At 38.9% G+C, this 15923-nt stretch carries 21 protein-coding genes and 1 other annotated feature; of the genes, 1 reads left to right on the top strand and 20 read right to left on the bottom strand.

All coding sequences use genetic code 11. From position 1 onward, the window contains the following. Window positions 1–53 precede the first annotated feature (53 nt). Together B3D94_RS09080 and B3D94_RS09075 are read right to left on the bottom strand one after the other, a co-directional pair. Window positions 54–887, bottom strand: coding sequence for a phosphotransferase (locus tag B3D94_RS09080; protein WP_083244719.1), 834 nt, complete (start codon window positions 885–887; stop codon window positions 54–56). Between the two features lie 34 nt (window positions 888–921). Beyond that, window positions 922–1932 (bottom strand): LysM peptidoglycan-binding domain-containing protein, encoded by a 1011-nt coding sequence (locus B3D94_RS09075; protein ID WP_069482147.1) that lies wholly within the window; start codon window positions 1930–1932, stop codon window positions 922–924. 141 nt (window positions 1933–2073) lie between these two features. On the opposite strand from B3D94_RS09075, the gene B3D94_RS09070 reads away from it, so the two are divergent. Continuing rightward, entirely contained in the window at window positions 2074–2607 is a 534-nt protein-coding gene (locus B3D94_RS09070) for a transcription repressor NadR (RefSeq protein WP_069482148.1), read from the top strand. A gap of 74 nt (window positions 2608–2681) precedes the next feature. On the opposite strand, the gene B3D94_RS09065 is transcribed toward B3D94_RS09070, so the two are convergent. From B3D94_RS09065 to B3D94_RS08980, 18 genes are all read right to left on the bottom strand, one after another. Then, window positions 2682–3074, bottom strand: coding sequence for a thiol-disulfide oxidoreductase DCC family protein (locus B3D94_RS09065; RefSeq protein WP_291756854.1), 393 nt, complete (start codon window positions 3072–3074; stop codon window positions 2682–2684). Between the two features lie 21 nt (window positions 3075–3095). Continuing rightward, complete coding sequence (gene pheA / locus B3D94_RS09060) at window positions 3096–3974, bottom strand: prephenate dehydratase (protein ID WP_069482150.1); 879 nt, start codon at window positions 3972–3974, stop codon at window positions 3096–3098. Between the two features lie 182 nt (window positions 3975–4156). After that, window positions 4157–4612 carry an ACT domain-containing protein gene (locus tag B3D94_RS09055; RefSeq protein ID WP_004226679.1) on the bottom strand — a complete coding sequence of 152 codons (456 nt, stop codon included), beginning with the start codon at window positions 4610–4612 and terminating at the stop codon, window positions 4157–4159. A gap of 24 nt (window positions 4613–4636) precedes the next feature. Next, window positions 4637–5926: a GTPase ObgE gene (gene obgE, locus B3D94_RS09050; protein WP_291756837.1), complete on the bottom strand. Its 1290-nt coding sequence runs from the start codon at window positions 5924–5926 to the stop codon at window positions 4637–4639. 5 nt (window positions 5927–5931) lie between these two features. Next, entirely contained in the window at window positions 5932–6459 is a 528-nt protein-coding gene (locus tag B3D94_RS09045; RefSeq protein ID WP_291756835.1) for a Spo0B domain-containing protein, read from the bottom strand. Window positions 6460–6808: 349 nt separating this feature from the next. Beyond that, window positions 6809–7108 (bottom strand): 50S ribosomal protein L27, encoded by a 300-nt coding sequence (gene rpmA, locus B3D94_RS09040; protein ID WP_004226673.1) that lies wholly within the window; start codon window positions 7106–7108, stop codon window positions 6809–6811. Further along, complete coding sequence (locus tag B3D94_RS09035; protein WP_069482153.1) at window positions 7105–7461, bottom strand: ribosomal-processing cysteine protease Prp; 357 nt, start codon at window positions 7459–7461, stop codon at window positions 7105–7107. Before B3D94_RS09035 ends, rpmA begins: the two co-directional genes overlap by 4 nt. A 16-nt stretch (window positions 7462–7477) precedes the next feature. Continuing rightward, on the bottom strand, window positions 7478–7786 hold the full coding sequence (gene rplU, locus B3D94_RS09030) for a 50S ribosomal protein L21 (RefSeq protein ID WP_054609178.1): 309 nt from the start codon (window positions 7784–7786) through the stop codon (window positions 7478–7480). A 14-nt stretch (window positions 7787–7800) separates the two neighbouring features. Then, window positions 7801–7883, bottom strand: a sequence feature (ribosomal protein L21 leader region). A gap of 45 nt (window positions 7884–7928) precedes the next feature. Next, complete coding sequence (locus B3D94_RS09025; RefSeq protein ID WP_291756828.1) at window positions 7929–8540, bottom strand: stage IV sporulation protein FB; 612 nt, start codon at window positions 8538–8540, stop codon at window positions 7929–7931. Further along, window positions 8530–9084 (bottom strand): peptidoglycan DD-metalloendopeptidase family protein, encoded by a 555-nt coding sequence (locus tag B3D94_RS09020; RefSeq protein WP_069482155.1) that lies wholly within the window; start codon window positions 9082–9084, stop codon window positions 8530–8532. The genes B3D94_RS09025 and B3D94_RS09020 overlap by 11 nt, the downstream gene beginning before the upstream one ends. A 90-nt stretch (window positions 9085–9174) precedes the next feature. Beyond that, the gene (gene minD, locus B3D94_RS09015) at window positions 9175–9972 is read right to left on the bottom strand and encodes a septum site-determining protein MinD (RefSeq protein WP_008180704.1); all 798 of its coding nucleotides are present in this window, start codon (window positions 9970–9972) and stop codon (window positions 9175–9177) included. 1 nt (window position 9973) lies between these two features. Then, window positions 9974–10642: a septum site-determining protein MinC gene (gene minC / locus B3D94_RS09010; RefSeq protein WP_069482156.1), complete on the bottom strand. Its 669-nt coding sequence runs from the start codon at window positions 10640–10642 to the stop codon at window positions 9974–9976. A 27-nt stretch (window positions 10643–10669) separates the two neighbouring features. Further along, a complete protein-coding gene (gene mreD, locus B3D94_RS09005) occupies window positions 10670–11194 on the bottom strand; it encodes a rod shape-determining protein MreD (protein ID WP_004226656.1) in 525 nt (174 codons plus the stop codon). Beyond that, window positions 11194–12108: a rod shape-determining protein MreC gene (gene mreC, locus B3D94_RS09000; RefSeq protein ID WP_069482157.1), complete on the bottom strand. Its 915-nt coding sequence runs from the start codon at window positions 12106–12108 to the stop codon at window positions 11194–11196. The genes mreD and mreC overlap by 1 nt, the downstream gene beginning before the upstream one ends. Before the next feature lie 13 nt (window positions 12109–12121). After that, window positions 12122–13141 (bottom strand): rod shape-determining protein, encoded by a 1020-nt coding sequence (locus tag B3D94_RS08995; protein WP_008180696.1) that lies wholly within the window; start codon window positions 13139–13141, stop codon window positions 12122–12124. A gap of 593 nt (window positions 13142–13734) precedes the next feature. Beyond that, the gene (radC, locus tag B3D94_RS08990; RefSeq protein ID WP_193833735.1) at window positions 13735–14406 is read right to left on the bottom strand and encodes a RadC family protein; all 672 of its coding nucleotides are present in this window, start codon (window positions 14404–14406) and stop codon (window positions 13735–13737) included. A 33-nt stretch (window positions 14407–14439) separates the two neighbouring features. Continuing rightward, complete coding sequence (locus B3D94_RS08985; protein ID WP_069482208.1) at window positions 14440–15033, bottom strand: Maf family protein; 594 nt, start codon at window positions 15031–15033, stop codon at window positions 14440–14442. Between the two features lie 96 nt (window positions 15034–15129). Beyond that, window positions 15130–15774 carry a hypothetical protein gene (locus tag B3D94_RS08980; RefSeq protein ID WP_069482209.1) on the bottom strand — a complete coding sequence of 215 codons (645 nt, stop codon included), beginning with the start codon at window positions 15772–15774 and terminating at the stop codon, window positions 15130–15132. Window positions 15775–15923: the final 149 nt, after the last annotated feature.

Raw genomic sequence — 15923 nt, 5'->3', positions numbered from 1 at the left:
AGAAAGTAGTATCCAAAACGCTGTTCAAGACAAAAATGACCGCCAAATGACGGTCATTTCTTCACAAATCTATCAATATCGTACCACAGTTTTGGCCAATAGGTGAGGGCTCGTTTAGTAAATGGTACTAAATAATCTAAAAATACTAGTTGCTGATCAAGTGGCAAATCCACAGCAAAAAGCCATTCTCGCAATAGTTCATTCGGATATTTTAAACGATGAAGCTTTCTTTTATCAAGTCGTTTCAGCTCTGGTAATTCCCCAAAAACTTTAGCTAAATCATAATCGACTGCGGGTAGTACCCGATGCAACCATAAAATATATTCGTCATCGGCTTCTCCAAGATGCGCCAAATCAAAATCAATTAAACGCAATTGTCCGTCCGTGCACCATAAAAAATTATGATGTACAACATCCCCGTGCAATAGTGTAATTTCCTTTTCAGCTACATCCTCCAGGGCAATTAACTGCAGCGATTTATCACTATAATGCAAAATTTGATCGATTTCTTCTTTCGTTAAGAAAGCCCGGAACTCATTTCTTCTGCTTTTAAAACGCAGATGACGCATTTGCCATTTTAAAAGTTGTGAATAGGTATGCAAGCCAGGCAAGCGTTGCCAAGCGATTTTTTTATATGTGTCATGTAAAGCTATTAGTAGTTCAAGAGATTCCTTCCGATCCTTTTTATGAGCAAAGTTGGCTCCATGGCTTCCTTCTTGCCATTCTTGCACAATGAGCTGCTCATCATCACTCCGGACTAATGGTAGGATAAGGTTAGGTTCAATTCGACCTAGCTGGCGATGAATCGTTCTTACCTTCTCTGCAATCTCTAGTTGTTTTGCTCGTTTGACAAAATAAGTATTCGATCGATATCTATATTTCCAAATATTTGATTTTACCTCTTCGACAATATACGCTTTTTCACCATCGATAAGGCGTCATCCCGCCTGGGAAATAATGCGGTGACATCCAAGGTCCTACTGATGACGGGCACGGCGGTGGACAATGCGTTGGGCATGGTGGTGGTGGACAATGACATGGATCCATTTGCCATGCAGGCATTGGCATCGGCATTGGTTGTGATTGACAGCCACAAGGTTGTGCTTCACAGCCACATGATTTGCCCATGTTCATTTCAGGCATCATATTAAATTGTGGTTGCATTTGTTGATGATTAGGCGTGTGGAAAAATGGTGACGTAGACTCTAAGAAGTCTTCCATCTCGCCCACTTTATTTTCTGGCATCTCAAAGGACATCGGCTGCTGCGGCATCATATACTGCTCGGCCTGTGGCTGCATTGGCATTGGCCACCACATTTGATGATGATAAATTGGTTGATGGCAGCTTGAGCAATGTGGTACCGCAGGCATATGTGGCATGATATGCATTGGCGGTGGTGCTGGTTGTGGCATTGGATGTGGCATTGGCTTCGCTACAGGTGGTGGCGGCGGCGGTGGCGCTGGTTGTATTTGTACTGGTGGTGGTGTTGTGACTGTTTGCTCTATTTGTGGCATGACTACTTGTTGGTGCCAATTCATTTCTACAGGCTGTGGAACCCACATCGGTTGTTGTGGCATCTGCATTGGCATAGGCATTGGTATAGGTATTGGAATCATTTGTGGCTCTGGCATTGGCATTGGAGCTGGCGGTACAATTGGTGGTGGTGGAGGCATTGGCCTCTGTACCTCTTTTTTCGGAACTTCCTTAGGTGTCTCCTTATGCATTTGTGATTCCTTTTTTGGCATTTCTTTATTTGACTCTCTATGTGGCTCTTTGTTTATTTTTTCAGGCAAAATAATTTCCATGCCCGGGACAATATAATCTGGATTGGCAAGATGGACATTGAGCCGCTTCAAATCTTCAAACGAAATGCCGTACTCTTTCGCAATCTTCCACAATGTGTCTCCCTTTTGAACAATATGAATACGCAATTTTTTCCTCCCTTCCTCTCTAGGTATCATATGTTCAATGTTCCAATTGGATACAAAAATTTCAACAAGTTAGAAATGCTTCATGGTACACTAACCTATAGGGAATACTGTTTCCATTATTACGGGCAGAGGTGATCTCATATGAAAAAAATGTTAGGCGAGGAACGCCGACTGCAGCTATTAGCGCAATTAAAAAAAAGTAAAGCACCTATAACAGGGACAGACTTAGCTAAATTCGCCAATGTTTCTAGACAAGTTATCGTCAATGATATGACTTTATTAAAGGCAAGAAACGAACCCATTATCGCTACGAGTCAGGGTTATCTTTATATGCATCAGGAGCAATTACAGCAAACTGTTGAACGCACATTACCTTGCATACACACATCTGAGCAAACAGAAGATGAGCTAATGACAATTGTAGATTGTGGTGGCACAGTTAAAAATGTTATGGTTGAACATCCTATTTATGGCGAACTAACAGCCTCTATCATGGTGTCAAACCGTCATGAGGTAAAACAATTTATCGAACGGGTTAATGCCACTCAGGCTAATTACTTATCTGCACTAACGGGAGGCATTCATCTTCATGTCATTACAGCCCCCTCTGTGGAAGTATTAACATTAATTGAACAAGCCTTACAAAAAAAGGGCTATTTGGTGACAGACCAATAAAAAAAGCACAGTATTTTCTCATACTGTGCTTCATTATTTCATTCGAGTATGACTCCATCCATTTCCTCAACCTATTAGGAGAGAAATCGTTGTCTTTGTGAATTGGTAGGTAAAAGACATTCCTTTTTTGTACCAAATAAACGATAACGGTGCTTAGCGAACAGTCTATATAATGCATTGCGAATAATTGGAGGCACCAGAATGAACAGATAATAGCAAGGCCAAATCTTCTCCAAATTTTTGGATATTTTTAAAGCTGCCGTCGATTCAACATATGCTTTCCCATCTTCAATGAGGATCACACTATCTATATTTTCGGATATACTAAACTGCTGGAGTAATGCTTGACCGACATCACTTTGTAATGACGCAAATTGAAAATAACCTGCTTGATCATGTTTGATAATAAATTGAACGGTGCTATCACAAAAGTTACAGATACCATCAAATAAAATGATCCCACACATTATATTTCCCCCTTAGAGCTATTATGCTTCGTCAGATGTAAGATACGTAAAGTATGTACCTAATGACTTTACTTTGCAACCTAGCGCAGCAAGTTCTTCCATAGCACCGCGCATCATGGGTATTTTTTCATCGGCTAGCACATCTATCATGAAGAAATAATCACCTAGTCCTGTTTTCAACGGACGCGATTCGATTTTACTTAAATTCAGTTGACGCCATGCAAAGACTGAAAGCACTTGATGTAATGCCCCTGAACGGTCAGTCGGCAATGTAATCATTAAAGTTGTTTTCGCTTGCCCATCGGATAATTCTTGTGGCAAACGTTGGTTTTTCTTAGACAGAACAAAGAAACGAGTATGGTTAAAATGGAAATCATGGATATTGGACTCTACTATGTCAAGGCCATATTTTTCTGCAGCAGCTGCATTTCCAACCGCTGCAATACATTGTTCTGGGTTTTCGGATACATATTTCGCGGCAGCTGCTGTTGAAGATGTTTGTTGAAGTGGCACATGACTGAAACGATAAAATAAATATTTATGGCATTGGGCTAGCGCATGTGGATGGGAGTAGACCCCTTCAATGGACTGCCAATTATCCTTCTGCGCTTTATTGACCATTAAATGCTGCTGGATTTTCAGTAATAATTCACCTGTTACATATAGTGATGCTTCATGGAATAGGTAATCAAGTGTGAGCGTAACTGAACCTTCTAAGGCATTTTCTAATGGTACAACGGCTAAATCTACCTTTCCCTCTGCTACTGCCTCAATACATTCTGGAATCGTTGCACAGGGTACAAGCCACTCATTTGGAAAAGTAGACTTTGTTGCTAAGTATGTAAATGATGCTTCCGGTCCTAAATATGCGATTCGATTTTCCCATTGTTGCTTTGTCATTGCAAAAACCTCCTTTATGGAATAAGGAGCAGTCCCTAGCGATTGATGTATCACTAAGGGACAGCTCCTTATTTGAGCTTTGGTATCGTATTATTACTCCAGTGCTTCAAGAGCATATGGATTATTAAACACGATAATTGTCATTTTTGTCAAAAATTAAAGGATCGAACACCTTACTGTGATTACAAAGCACCAGAACTAATGACTTCCGCTGACTCAACAAAATCCAAACGCTTTAATTGCTGGATTAGGTCATCAAGATCACATGTCATACTTGTTACATCTAGTGATAATGTAACATTGGCACGTCCCTGAATAGGGATTGTTTGATGAATCGTCAATACGTTACAATGTGTAATTGTCACAGTTTCTAAAAGCTTAGCAAGTGTTCCTTTTCTATCTTGAAGCTGTAAAAAGACTGTTAAAATGCGTTCCTGCACAATTGAATGAAAAGGAAAAACCGCATCACGATATTTGTAAAACGCACTTCGCGATAAATCCACCTGCTTTACCGCATCCCAAATGGAAGATACTGAACCACTTGATAATAAGTGTTTCGCCTCCAAAGTTTTTTGCATTGCATCCGTTAAAACATCCTCACGAACTAAATAATATCGCTGATTCGCAACATTCTTCATACGCTTCCCCCTAAAACTCATGTCTTAATCGACAAATTCAAATTCAAACTCTTGTAGGCGAACAGTATCGCCATCCTGTGCTCCACGTTCACGTAGAGCCTCGTCCACACCCATTGCACGCAATTGACGAGCAAAACGACGTATACCATCTTCACGGCTAAAGTCTGTCATTTTAAATAAGCGCTCAATGGCATAACCATTAATAATAAATGTACCGTCATCGTCACGAGTGATTTCGAAATCTTCACCTTTTGCCTCATGCTTGTACATGACAGTTGCGTCTGATTGTTCCTCTACTTCATCATATAGTGGGAATTCAGCCGTTACTTCTAATAGATCCGCAATAGCAAACAGCAGCTCTTTTAACCCTTGACGTGAAACAGCAGATATTGGGAAAATTTGAACGTCTTCTCCTACCTTTTGGCGGAATGCTGTTAAGTTTTCCTCTGCATCAGGCATATCCATTTTATTAGCTACAATAATCTGTGGACGCTCTGTTAAACGAAGATTATATTGTTTTAGCTCATCATTAATTGTTAAATAATCCTCATATGGATCTCGACCTTCCATTCCTGACATATCAATCACATGGACAATAACGCGTGTACGTTCAATATGTCGTAAAAATTGGTGGCCTAATCCTACCCCTTCATGAGCTCCTTCAATTAGCCCTGGTAAATCTGCCATCGCAAAGCTTCGGTGATCATCCGTTTCAATCATGCCTAAATTCGGTACAATTGTCGTGAAATGATAAGCACCAATTTTTGGCTTAGCAGCAGAAACAACAGATAAAAGTGTCGATTTACCAACACTTGGGAAACCAACTAAACCTACATCTGCTAAAACTTTTAACTCTAATATAACATTTAATTCTTGTCCTGGCTCACCTTTTTCAGAAAGTTCTGGCGCTGGGTTGGCAGGTGTAGCAAAGCGAGAATTTCCGCGTCCACCTCGGCCAGCTTTCGCAATAACGGCTCTTTGCCCATGCTCGACTAAGTCAGCAATAACAGCATTTGTTTCTTCATTCATAACCACTGTACCTGGTGGAACTTTAACAACTAAATCTTCCGCATTTTTACCGTGCATGCCTTTACTCATACCATGCTCCCCACGCGGTGCTTTAAAATGGCGTTTATAGCGGAAATCCATTAACGTACGTAAGCCTTCCTCTACTTCAAATACGACATTACCGCCATGTCCACCATCTCCACCAGCTGGACCACCGTTCGGTACATATTTTTCTCGACGAAAGGCAACCATGCCATCTCCGCCATCGCCACCTTTAACATAAATCTTTACGTGATCGACAAACATTTAGTTCACTCCCTATTTGCACTCAAGACATATTGCCAGCGTGTATTTGTCTGCTCAATTGTTTGAATGTCGAATTGTTTCAAACCTTTTTCGGTGAATGTATCAGCACTCCATAACCCATTTAGCGTGAATGTCACGGCAAATGTATGATCGTCAACACGTACATCAAGCGTGAGGATCTGCTCTGTAAATGGATCTAATGTATCATAAACATGCATAACTGTTTTGTTTAAGTAATCTACAATTTCCTGATCAATCTTATTGGTCACAGGCTTTTTTATGTCGCCGTTTATTTTCCAAGCTAAGGAAGGGAAACGCCATCCTGCTGTTTGGAGCCATTCGATTGTTTGTGGTAATTGTAGTCGATTGAGGATAGAAAACACTCTTAACTGTTCTGAAAAATGCTGAATAAGTTCCTTTGATTCATCAACTCTACCTAAATCTAAATTCATGCGAATCAATTGTAATTGATTCACAAAATCATGATTTGCAAAACGTAATACTTCACTAATGGTTAGTGATTGATTGTTCATCCCATTCACTCCAATAAAGTTATCTTTACTAGTATAACAAGTTTTGCTGTATTTTTCCCTTAATTCTTTATTCAATTACGCTCAGGCATAATTGCGTCTGAAATCTCTCTTTTTTGGGCCAACGAGAAGTTGGTTAGTCGTTGCTACAGGACATGACGACCAAAGTCAGAATTCCTTTATTTCAGTGGCTTTTGACGCTACTGAAAAATGAAAACCGCCTAAATTTCATCACCTAATTGCTGTTGCTACACTTTCGATTTAACAGACATCTCTTGAAAGTGGCTGAAATTTAGCCAAAAAAAGGACTGCAATAAATGCAGTCCTCCGCTTTATGATATCTTATAAAAGATTAAGCTTCTTGTGGTGCTGGGTATACAGATACTTGTTTGCGATCGCGACCTAAACGTTCGAATTTAACAACGCCGTCAACTTTAGCAAATAGTGTATCGTCACCACCACGACCTACGTTTGTACCTGGGTAAATTTTTGTACCGCGTTGACGGTAAAGAATTGAACCACCAGTTACGAATTGGCCATCAGCACGTTTAGCACCAAGTCGTTTAGACTCAGAGTCACGTCCGTTTTTAGTAGAACCTACCCCTTTTTTCGATGCGAAAAGTTGAAGGTCTAAAGCTAATAATAATTTCATCGAGTTCCACCTCCTACTTGGTTGTAGTTGATTTGGATGTATTGTCCGTAATTTTGCACCATAGAATACACTTGGGCAGTCATTACTTGAACAATTAACTGTAGTTTTGCATCTATTTCAGGTTCTAAATCTGTTGGTAAATCTACCTTAAGATAGCCTCCACCTTCAGCAGCTTGTTCGACTTCTGGTTGGATTTGTAGTAATGCATAAATAGCATTTACCGTACCAATGGCAATGGTAGATGCTCCTGCACATACTAAATCTTTCCCAGATTCATCGTACCCAGCATGTCCTGAAAATTCGAATGCTGACACATGTCTATTTTCATCGTGATGAATCGTAACTTGTATCATTCGCTACACCTCACTATTAAGCGTTGATAGTTTCAACAACTAATTTTGTGTAAGGTTGACGGTGACCTTGTTTACGACGGTAGTTCTTTTTAGCTTTCAATTTGAAAACAACGATTTTTTTCGCACGGCCTTCTTTAACAACTTTCGCTGTTACAGTAGCACCATCTACGAATGGAGCACCAACTTTAACGTTTTCGCCACCTACGAATAAAACTTTATCAAAAGTTACAACCTCGTCAGCTTCTACGCCTAATTTTTCAACGTAGATTTCTTGACCTGCTTCTACTTTGATTTGTTTACCACCAGTTTCAATAATTGCGTACATTTTACTGCACCTCCTCTTAAACTCAGACTCGCCTGTTTCATAAAGGTGATCTTATTAGTAAGATACTTAAACCTTCCCAGAGCGGTTGTAGTAGCACGGGTGCTACAAACAATAACATTAAAATATTACCACATGGCTTTTTTTAAGTCAATCTATTCATAACATATTTTTCAAAAGCTATACGATATTTTCGATAACGCCATTCTTTTAAAACTTGAAGCCAAATGAATAAACAAATGATTGCTAAAAAAATAGATTGTGGTAAGAAATTTAAAGTTATCAGAAATAGCGTCGTCGCAACCATGAACGACAGCCAATAATACATTTCCACCACTTGAGCTTTTGGATAATATAAAAATAACCATGCTAACAATATTCTGCCACCATCCAATGGTAGGATAGGTATTATATTTACTAATAATAACACAAGTTGAACACTAATTAGCTTACCTGCGATTAGTTCGGGCATAAAAAAAGCGAGGCCAATCCCTAAAATAGTAGCGATTGGTCCTCCTAATGCAATCCATAGGAGTGACGAGGCTTGCACAATCGCTGGATTTTCAAATTGAATTTCCCCCCCGTAAGGTGCAATAACACATGATTTCACTCTTACGCCACACAGTAAGGCTGCTAATAAGTGACCTGCTTCATGCCACATTAGCGAGAAAAAAATAATAGCGTAATAAGCAAGTTGTCCACTAAAAATCATGACAAATACGAGAGGAATACAGAGAAGATGTAATTTAATCTTCATGGGTCTCCATCGTTTCCAACCATTGCACAATTTGCTCTAAATCGTAATGAGTATCTCCTTTTTCAATGGAAAGATAAAGTTGCCCAGCTTCTTTCATACCAATCAAATCATTTGCCTGTATGGATGTATAAGGTAGCTGTGCTAAGCTATCTAGCATGCCATAAGAGACGGTTGTACCATCATCATAACTGACGGTCATGGTCTTACCAGTATATTTTGTATGGCCTGTGAACACGACTAAACCGTTCTGTCCGGCATAAACTGGTAAGCCAACATCATACTGCAATAAATATCCCTCTTTAAAAACCTGGGCATTAGCAAAAGTTAAAAGATCTGCTTGCCCCACATCACTAGATACTGTAATGGCCTCATTTTCTTTATCGAACCAACTTTGCCCTAGCTCACTTAAGTACGTTAAATCTGCCGAGGTTGTGACCATCTTTCGAACAGGCGTATCAACTACACCTTGATCTTCTAAACGAATTACAAGCATAGTTGCTGCCACCAGTATTATCGTGACAAACCATTTCCATTTTTTAAACAAGCCCTCATCCTTTTTTCCACACTATATGTGATTGCATGTCCAAACATGCACAAAAAACCTTCTCGCACAAATGCACGAAAAGGTTTTAAATTATCTTGAAAATAATGATTTAAGTTTTGAAAACATACCTCTTTGCTCATCTTGAATAGCCATTAATGGAACCGACTCACCCAAAATACGACGAGCAATATTTCGATAGCCCAAAGATGCTTTATTAGAAGGATCCATAACGATTGGTTCTCCTTTATTAGAGGATGAAATAACACCCTCACTATCAACAATAATTCCTAATAGATCAATAGACAAATGGGTTGTAATTTCATTCACATCCAAAGTGTCACCGCTCTTCATCATATGTTGTCGAATACGGTTAATGATGAGTTTCGGAGCAGTTATGTCTTCCTGTTCTAATAAACCAATAATTCGATCTGCATCTCGAACAGCGGAAATTTCAGGTGTTGTGACAACAATCGCATGATCTGCACCTGCAACGGCATTTCTATAGCCTTGCTCAATACCTGCAGGACAATCTATTAATACATAATCATAATCTCTTTTTAATTCCTCAATTAAGCTCTTCATTTGCTCAGGGGTAACAGCATTTTTATCTGTCGTTTGAGCAGCAGGTAATAAAAATAGTTTATCATCCACGCGCTTATCTTTAATCAATGCTTGATGTATTTTACAGCGCCCTTCCACTACATCGACTAGATCATAAATGATACGATTTTCTAGGCCCAAAATAACATCTAAATTACGCAGGCCAATATCTGTATCAACTAAACATACTTTTTTACCTTGTAGAGCCAATGCAGTCCCAAGGTTAGCCGATGTCGTTGTTTTTCCGACACCACCTTTACCCGAAGTTATGACGATCGCTTCTCCCACACTAGCTTCCTCCCTTAGACACATTTAACAATGGTCGAATATTTTTTAAGGCGTGAATTTGATCGTACGTAATGCGTCCATCGTAACCAATAAATGCACAAGTCATTTCTGCTTGATTGATTTCTTTCACATGCTCATCTGACATTGCTTCCACCTGATCAGCAATCATAATATGCGTAGCCTCAAATCGAGAGGCGGCAATGATAGCTTCTTTATTGCCCTGCATACCAGCATGTACTATTCCTTTTAGTTTACCTAAGACATACACATTACCACCAGCCTCAACCCGACCGTTTGGATTGACATTTCCTACAATGATAATATCCCCTGATGAACGCAGAATCTGCCCTGATCTGACCACACCTAAATATGTATCTTGTTGACTTTCAATCATTTTCTGGTTGCTTTCATGGACAGTCAGTACTTCGCTTTGTACATTTGCTACAATGAGCTGCTCTGTTTCCTGCACAATATGGATAAGTTCATCGATCTGTTCATCAGTACAGTATCGATAGCCTAAGTATAATTGTACATCTACTTTACCATCGATACCGCCTTCTAACACTTTTTTCTTTAATTCTTCTACTAAATCGCTATAAGCACATTGGTCATCAAGACGCAGTACAAATCCGTCCTTCGTTCCCTTCATATTAACTAATTGTTTTTTCATGAATGCCTCACCTCACGTTGTTCTTTGTTAAGAAACCTCACGTGCTCTCTGTAAGACACGCGCATTAATTAGATACTTGAAGGCCCAACCAAGAATCATTAAAAATAAAGCATTTGCAATGATTGTTGGCAGTAGTCGTGAACGTAAGAAATCCGCTAAAGGTATTGCTGTAAAATCGATCAAGAAGAAAAATTGATAGAGTATAAATTCTAAAATGGCTACTAACACAACTGAAATAGTTGTTGTTACGACTAAGTGCTGATGTATAACTTTCACGATAGACCCTGCTAAAAAACATATAAGTGGATATAGAACTGAATATAATCCAATAATATCAATGTAAAACACATCATACAAGACACCAAAAAAAAGTCCATACATTACCGCGCGTTGACGGCTGTAATAGATGGAGATAAAAATGAGATATAAGATTAAAAAACGCGGTACTAGAAAATACACTTCTCCCTTGATTTCAATTGGAGAAAGCATCGCAAACTCTGGTTCTAGCAAGAATAGTAAAACCGCCACAGAAGGAATGAGAAAACGAACCATCATTCCGCCTCCTCTTCATTCGTATCTTGCGGGTTTGTTAAATCTTCGTTCGTTGAGCTGCCATCTGAACCATCAATGACTGTAGATGTACGCTTGGCAATAACAACATGCTCTAAAATCGAAAAATCAGCAGATGGTCTGACATACGCCATTTTTGTTAAGCCGTGATCATCTGTACTAACCTCTGTAATTTCTCCGATAGGGACACCTTTAGGGAAAATACCTCCGAGTCCTGAAGAAACTACCTGCTCGCCTTCTTTAACCTTAAAACTAGAATCGATTCGCTTCATAATGAGTTCATTACGTTCTTCATCAAAGCCCTCGATTAAACCGTATGCTTCTTCTTCACCTAACACCATTGCAGAAACACGATAGTTAGGATTATTTGTATTTAAAAGCTCTACCTCAGAAGTGAAAGGCGTAACTAGTATAATTTTTCCTACTAGCCCTTTCGCCGTCATAACTGCCATATTTTTTTGGACTCCATGAGAAGATCCTTTATCTAAAATGATTTTCTCTTCCCATTGGTCAGGATTTCTAGCAATCACTGTTGCTTGAATAGGATTAAATGCCTTTAAGCTCTCAGCTTTATCCAAAAGCTCACGAAGCTTATTATTCTCTGATTTTAAATCCGTAGCCTCAGCTTGTACAATTGCAAAATCTTCTAAGCGTGCTTTTAAACGTTTATTTTCTTCGTACGTGTTTAAGAGGGAGTCAATATTATTAAAAATACCATTAACATAATTTGCCGGCTTCGCAACAAGCGATTGTGCGACGCCGACAGTATCTTTAATAATTTGCTCTGGTAAAGTAGCATTCGTCCGATCACGTAATGAGAAGCTAATCAATGCCACAAGAAAAACCATGCCTACGAGCAGCAAAATTACTTTCTTATTGAAAAAAAAATGTGGCATTGCCTAAACCTCCTTACCCTTTAACCTGTTGTTGACGAATTAAGTCCATATGATCTAAAGCTTTACCCGTACCAATTGCTACACAGTCTAAAGGATCTTCTGCGATAAATACTGGCATATTTGTTTCTTTACTAATCACTTTATCTAAGTTTGTTAATAGTGCGCCACCACCAGTTAATACGATACCGCGCTCCATAACGTCCGCAGATAATTCAGGAGGTGTCTGTTCTAATGTTTTACGAACGCCATCAATAATTGATGAAACTGCTTCGCGTAATGACTCAGAAATTTCCTGTGAAGAGATTTCAATTGTTTTTGGTAAACCTGTTAGAAGGTCACGACCTCTAATTTCCATCTTCTCTTCTGGTCCTTCAGCTAATGCCGTACCAATTTCCATTTTTACCGCTTCTGCAGTACGTTCACCAATTGTTAAATTATACGTTTTACGGATATATGAAATGATAGATTGATCCATTGCATCCCCACCAACACGTACGGACTCACTTGTTACAATACCACCTAGTGAAATAACAGCTACTTCTGTTGTACCACCACCGATGTCAACTACCATTGACCCTGTTGGATCCCATACCGGTAAATTTGATCCGATAGCCGCTGCAAATGGCTCTTCGATTGTGAAAGCCTCTTTTGCGCCCGCTTGTCGAGCTGCATCAATTACCGCACGTTGTTCCACTGAAGTAATACCATAAGGCACACAAATCATAACATTTGGTTTTTTCCAATTGCCGCCAGAATTTTTAGAGGCTTCTCTTAAATAATACTGAATCATTGCTGTCGTAATATCGAAATCAGCGATAACGCCATCTTTCATTGGGCGAATTGCTACGATTGAGCCAGGTGTACGACCAATCATATTTTTAGCATCATTACCAACGGCAACGATATCTCCTGTTTTCGTATTTTTTGCTACTACTGAAGGTTCTCGTAAAACGATTCCCTTTCCTTTAATAAACACTAATGTATTCGCTGTGCCGAGGTCAATCCCGACATCTTTGCTTCCTAGTCCAAACAAATTGTGTACTCCCTTTCTATTTAAGCCATACTTTCGTTGACATCCATTATCTTTGACAGTCATGTATAGGAAATTGAATTGTATAAAAATACAATTGACTCCTCCTCAAAACCCATAGCACTCCGCCAAAGTTTTTATCTTCATCAGTTAGTGTTTCACACCTTGAAAAAACTACACACTTATTTAGCTCACCACCAATTTCGATGGGAGTCTTTCCTGAATCAAGATAAAATTCATACCGTTCATTATAACGGAAAAGCGCAAGAATTTGTAGTGTCACATACTTTATCTCACAGAAAAGATACTATTTTAATTCCCTCTTAAACTAAAAATAGTACGTATAGATTAGCATATAATTTTTATTCTCATAAGACAATGTGTATCAGGCTACCAATTTTTGTGAAGATAATATCAGTTTCTAGAATACATTAACGATTTGAATCGAAAAAGGTTCGCCATTAAACCACAAAAAAATACAAAAATTTTAGGAATATGCCTCTAATGTCATAGCATTAAGATATTTCGAGTTTTTACGTAAAGTTCCTCTGAGACATCTGCTCAAGATAAAAAAACTCTGCAAATTTCATGCAGAGTTAAAAATACCCTTTTTCCTTCAAACTGATGAATTGATGATCACCGATAATTAAATGATCAATTAATTCAATGCCCATAATATAACCAGCCTCTTCAATTCGCTTTGTGACATCAATGTCCTCCGCACTAGGAGTTGGTACTCCACTAGGATGATTATGTGCACAAATAATTGAAGCAGCAGACCGCTTCACTGCTTCTCGAAAAATTTCCCGTGGGTGCACGATAGAGGCATTTAAGCTGCCTATAAAAATCGTCTGTTTGTGAATGATTTGGTTTTTAATATTTAAAAAAAGAACAACAAAATGTTCCTGATTAAGTGAAGTCATGTCAGGCATTAAATAAGCAGCCGCATCTTGTGGAGAACGAATAGTAAATTTTTCATCATTCTGCTTTTGAGCCAGTCGTCGACCAAGTTCAATGGCGGCTAATAATTGTATAGCCTTCACCTCACCAATCCCTTTAATAGCGACCATTTCCTCAATGGTTGCGTGTTTTAAATGATGGAGACGTTCAAAAACAGTTAATACTCGATTCGCGAGGACAAGAACCGATTCTTCTTTTGTGCCTGTCCTCAATAAAATAGCAATTAGCTCTTGATTGGATAGACTTTCTGCCCCTTGTCGTATCAGTCTTTCACGAGGGCGATCTTCCAAATGAACATCACGTAACATCAACGTAGGCAAAGCCTTATCTAGCAAAAATGCTCACTCCTTCGCAAATTGGACAATTTGTAGGTCTACCAATTGCGAAAACAACGCTGCAAGTGGTAAGCCTACAACATTGTTATAATCTCCTTCAATTCGTTTCACTAAAAGTGTGCCTATCGTCTGGATACCATAACCTCCCGCTTTATCGAAAGGGTCTCCAGAATCGACATAGGCTTCAATCAAATCCTTTGATAGAGGATGAAAAACAACCGTGGTTTCTTCCACAAAGACGCTTTCTTTCCCAGTAGGTTCAATAATAGCGACCGCTGTCATCACAACATGTTTACGGTCAGATAAACGTAATAAATGAGAACTAGCTTCTTCACGAGTTTTTGGTTTATGTAGCAGCTCATCATTGTCGACAACAATCGTATCAGCACCAATGACTGTTGCATTGGTTGCTTTTTTCGCTACATCTCGTGTTTTTAAGAGAGCTACTCCTTTTACATATTCCTGCATTGAATTAGCTTGTACACTTGTTTCTTCAACTTCACTTGTCACGACCTCAAACGGCAGTGCTAACATTTCCAGCAATTCCTTTCGTCTTGGTGAAGCAGAGGCAAGTATAAGCTTATGGTTTGTTTTTAACATGATCCGACCATCCTTCCTTATCTTTATGATACCGAAGAATGTTCAATTTGAAAATTTTCTAAAAATCAAGATAATAATGATTTACTATCTTTACTTTTAAAATTTCACTTGGAGACATGTATTTTTAGCCTGATAATGAGCAAAAACTTGCAAACGGATGACGCTAACATCGTTGGAAATAGTAGAGGCAGCTGCTCCAATTGATTGCCAATCTTCAGGTAAAGTTGAATCCTTCCCGTCTTCCTTAAAATTTAATTTTGTAGCATTTTTATCTGCTAATGCCGTTGGCAATTCCACAAGGGTTGGCTTCTTACAGCTATCACCACTGACACTAAATGCTTTTTTAAAGGTCGCTGGTTCCTGTAAGAATTTAAGCTGACTTTCTTCAATCTCCATGCTTGTCCAAACATAAAACTTGCCATCAACCTCGACAATTGCGCTCTCTTTTAATGCAGGGTACTCGGCAACAAATGCACTTGCACTCTCATAGTTTGAATACACGCCTGCTTGACTAGCATAAAACATAGGTGCATTTGATGTACTAGTTGTCTCACCGGCAGTAGGAATGGTTTCTGATTGTGATTGATTAGTTGCCACATCACTACCATTATTCTTTATCGGTAACTGGGTACTGGCTTGTAAAACACCTAAAAAAATGGCCACACCTAACAAACCTACAAATCCACCAATAATCATTGCCCGAAATATTTGTTTTTTCATCACATGACTTACAATTTTCATCCACCTATCACCTCATCCTTCCACCTATCCGTACACGTTTCAATAAAACGAGATTTCAATATATAAAAGTATATGTAGAATTAGAAGTGTAAATGCGAATTTATTGAGATTTGATTCATAACAAAAACGGCATACATCCATAAAAAAAA

Source organism: Lysinibacillus sp. UBA5990, from assembly GCF_002429815.1.
GTDB classification, from domain to species: Bacteria; Bacillota; Bacilli; order Bacillales_A; family Planococcaceae; genus Lysinibacillus; species Lysinibacillus fusiformis.
This window is presented reverse-complemented; position numbering and strand designations above follow the sequence as displayed.

Bases quoted from the DNA above. Each gene is read 5' to 3' on its own strand.
- B3D94_RS09045 (WP_291756835.1), bottom strand. From the start codon at position 6,459: ATGAACAATCAATCACTAACCATTAGTGAAGTATTACGTTTTGCAAAT.
- B3D94_RS09065 (WP_291756854.1), bottom strand. From the start codon at position 3,074: ATGTGTGGGATCATTTTATTTGATGGTATCTGTAACTTTTGTGATAGC.
- B3D94_RS09035 (WP_069482153.1), bottom strand. From the start codon at position 7,461: ATGATACAAGTTACGATTCATCACGATGAAAATAGACATGTGTCAGCA.
- B3D94_RS09055 (WP_004226679.1), bottom strand. From the start codon at position 4,612: ATGAAGAATGTTGCGAATCAGCGATATTATTTAGTTCGTGAGGATGTT.
- B3D94_RS09025 (WP_291756828.1), bottom strand. From the start codon at position 8,540: ATGAAGATTAAATTACATCTTCTCTGTATTCCTCTCGTATTTGTCATG.
- rpmA (WP_004226673.1), bottom strand. From the start codon at position 7,108: ATGAAATTATTATTAGCTTTAGACCTTCAACTTTTCGCATCGAAAAAA.
- minC (WP_069482156.1), bottom strand. From the start codon at position 10,642: ATGAAAAAACAATTAGTTAATATGAAGGGAACGAAGGACGGATTTGTA.
- mreD (WP_004226656.1), bottom strand. From the start codon at position 11,194: ATGGTTCGTTTTCTCATTCCTTCTGTGGCGGTTTTACTATTCTTGCTA.
- pheA (WP_069482150.1), bottom strand. From the start codon at position 3,974: ATGACAAAGCAACAATGGGAAAATCGAATCGCATATTTAGGACCGGAA.
- B3D94_RS08980 (WP_069482209.1), bottom strand. From the start codon at position 15,774: ATGAAAATTGTAAGTCATGTGATGAAAAAACAAATATTTCGGGCAATG.
- B3D94_RS08985 (WP_069482208.1), bottom strand. From the start codon at position 15,033: ATGTTAAAAACAAACCATAAGCTTATACTTGCCTCTGCTTCACCAAGA.
- mreC (WP_069482157.1), bottom strand. From the start codon at position 12,108: ATGCCACATTTTTTTTTCAATAAGAAAGTAATTTTGCTGCTCGTAGGC.
- B3D94_RS09070 (WP_069482148.1), top strand. From the start codon at position 2,074: ATGAAAAAAATGTTAGGCGAGGAACGCCGACTGCAGCTATTAGCGCAA.
- radC (WP_193833735.1), bottom strand. From the start codon at position 14,406: ATGTTACGTGATGTTCATTTGGAAGATCGCCCTCGTGAAAGACTGATA.
- rplU (WP_054609178.1), bottom strand. From the start codon at position 7,786: ATGTACGCAATTATTGAAACTGGTGGTAAACAAATCAAAGTAGAAGCA.
- obgE (WP_291756837.1), bottom strand. From the start codon at position 5,926: ATGTTTGTCGATCACGTAAAGATTTATGTTAAAGGTGGCGATGGCGGA.